The organism is Streptomyces sp. NPDC002088 (genome assembly GCF_040296605.1).
Classification (GTDB): domain Bacteria; phylum Actinomycetota; class Actinomycetes; order Streptomycetales; family Streptomycetaceae; genus Streptomyces.
On sequence record NZ_JBEOXO010000104.1, the window covers coordinates 1 to 2,111 of the forward strand.

The window sequence follows — 2,111 nt, forward strand, 5'->3', positions numbered from 1 at the left end:
GTTTCGGGGGGCAGGCCGCGGCCGTCGTCGTAGACGCTGATGCGCAGCAGGTCGCCGTGGACGCCCGCACGGACAATAGAATCAATCGAGCGCCCCTTTTTGACTTTGTCATACGTCACGGTAAAAGAAGTATGATCATTGATTTCTTCCAAAGGTTTTTTTAATATCCATTTTTCTAAATCTGCAAAAAGTTTATATTCATTGACTATATCCGTCATTTCTCGTAATTCTCGGATTGAAATTGAAGGATTGCGGTAGGCTTCCACTTGTTCTTCTCGGCGCCCGCCCTTGTAACTATAATGCTCGTACTGGTTATAATTCATAGATAACCAGCGATACAAGATAATGGAATACTTGCTATTGAGTTCTGCAAGATCAGACAAAGCGTGTTGCGTGAAATTTTGTTTTAAATTGATTAAATACGGCATAATTTCAGGACTAAATCGGATCGTTACCTCATCATGATAATCCGTCCACTTAACATAGGGAATCGGCACAATATTTTCAAATTCAAATCCATGTTCTTTTTTTTCTTTAATTTTGAAAAAGGCTTGTTTCTGCATATTCTCGACTGCCTGTTTAAAACGTGTGTGTTTATTGCTGTCGTCCACTTTAAAAAAGGCAAACAGTTCTGCTTTTGACAAATAAACCGTATGATCTTTTGGTGGTTCTTCTGTATCAATGCACGATACGGCTAATTCAAACATTTTCAGTGGGGTTTTATCCATTTTGGCAATAGATGTGATTAAAGAATTATGCTCCACTACTTTTCGTTTTGATAATTCGTTCAAGATTTGCACCTGCTTCTGATTTTGTTCATTTTTTGGTATACTAGACATAGAAATACGCTCCTTTGAGTGTTTTTAGATACGCATGAAGATTCTCTCGACGAAAAGTGTTTCTTCATGCTTTTATTATACCATAATACATGGAGAAGATAATAGACATTCTCCATGTATAAACAGTTTTTTCTCCATATATAAACAGTTTTTTCTCCATATATAAACAGTTTTTTCTCCACATATTATTCTTTAACCCCTTGAAAACACTCACTTTTTTTTGACGCAAAAGAACAAAAGATTAAAATATATATGATAAATTAATATAGGCTTCGCCTTTTTTTATTTTTTTCAAAAATTAAAAATCAAGGTCAAAAGAAAAAGTCAAAACCATTGAATTGGTGTTCTGATTTTTAACTCCCTGTTTGCTCTTGTCGCTCCGCTTGTACACGTTACTTTTTGATGTGATACATTCTGCCACTAAGAAAAACTCCCTCACGATCGTGAATAATTTGTTTAGATGAAAAGCTTTAAATAGTCCTAGAAACTCATATTTTGTATTCTAAGACATTTTAAACGTGAGTTGGTAATAAATATCATAGTTAAAAGAAAAAGCCCTTCTGAGGGCTAATATCAGCTTATTCTTTTCTGTCTTCTCTTACCACGTTATATTTTTGACGATAACGTCGAAAAGTCGTTCGATTAATTCCAGTTTTACGCTCGATTTCTTTTTCTGTTAATCCTTGTTGGTATAAGTCAAAGGCATGTTGCAATCCCTCATCTTTAAAAGAATATTTCTTTTTTCGTCCTTTAAATCGTCCCCGTTGTTTGGCAATGGCAATACCTTGGGCTTGCCGTTCTTTAATCCGCTTTCGTTCACTTTCTGCTTGGTATTTGTACAATTCAATCATCAAGTTATTAATTAAACGCCTTAAATTATCGTCTTCAATCCCTGTCATGGACGGCAAGTTTAAGACTTCCAGCGTTGCGCCTTTTTGTTGAATTTGGTTCATCAGTTCGGTTAATTCTTTGTTATTTCGTCCTAAGCGGTCTAATTCTGTCACCACGACAATATCACCCTCACGTAAATAAGTCAGCATGTCTTGTAATTGAGGACGTTCAGTAGATTGTCCGCTTGCCTTATCTGAAAACACCTTAGAAACGTCCTGTAAGGCTTCTAACTGGCGGTCTAGGTTCTGTTCTTTGCTTGAAACACGAGCACAACCTAATTTTGCCATTTTCTACTCCCCCTCTTTAACATTATTTGCTTCTGCCAATTCGTCCAACGTTTTAAGTAATTCAGATAGTTTCTCAGGTTTCACTTTATAAATC

2 protein-coding genes are annotated in these 2,111 nt (G+C 36.1%); both read right to left on the reverse strand.

The annotated features are described in order from the left end of the window. Window positions 1-839: replication initiation protein (locus ABT114_RS50295; protein WP_351154077.1), on the reverse strand; the 839-nt coding region annotated here is incomplete at its 3' end. Between the two features lie 578 nt (window positions 840-1,417). Beyond that, entirely contained in the window at window positions 1,418-2,017 is a 600-nt protein-coding gene (locus ABT114_RS50300; RefSeq protein ID WP_351154080.1) for a recombinase family protein, read from the reverse strand. Between the last annotated feature and the right edge of the window lie 94 nt (window positions 2,018-2,111).

Excerpts from the sequence above, each read along its gene's own strand:
- ABT114_RS50300 (WP_351154080.1), bottom strand. The coding sequence starts at position 2,017 with ATGGCAAAATTAGGTTGTGCTCGTGTTTCAAGCAAAGAACAGAACCTA.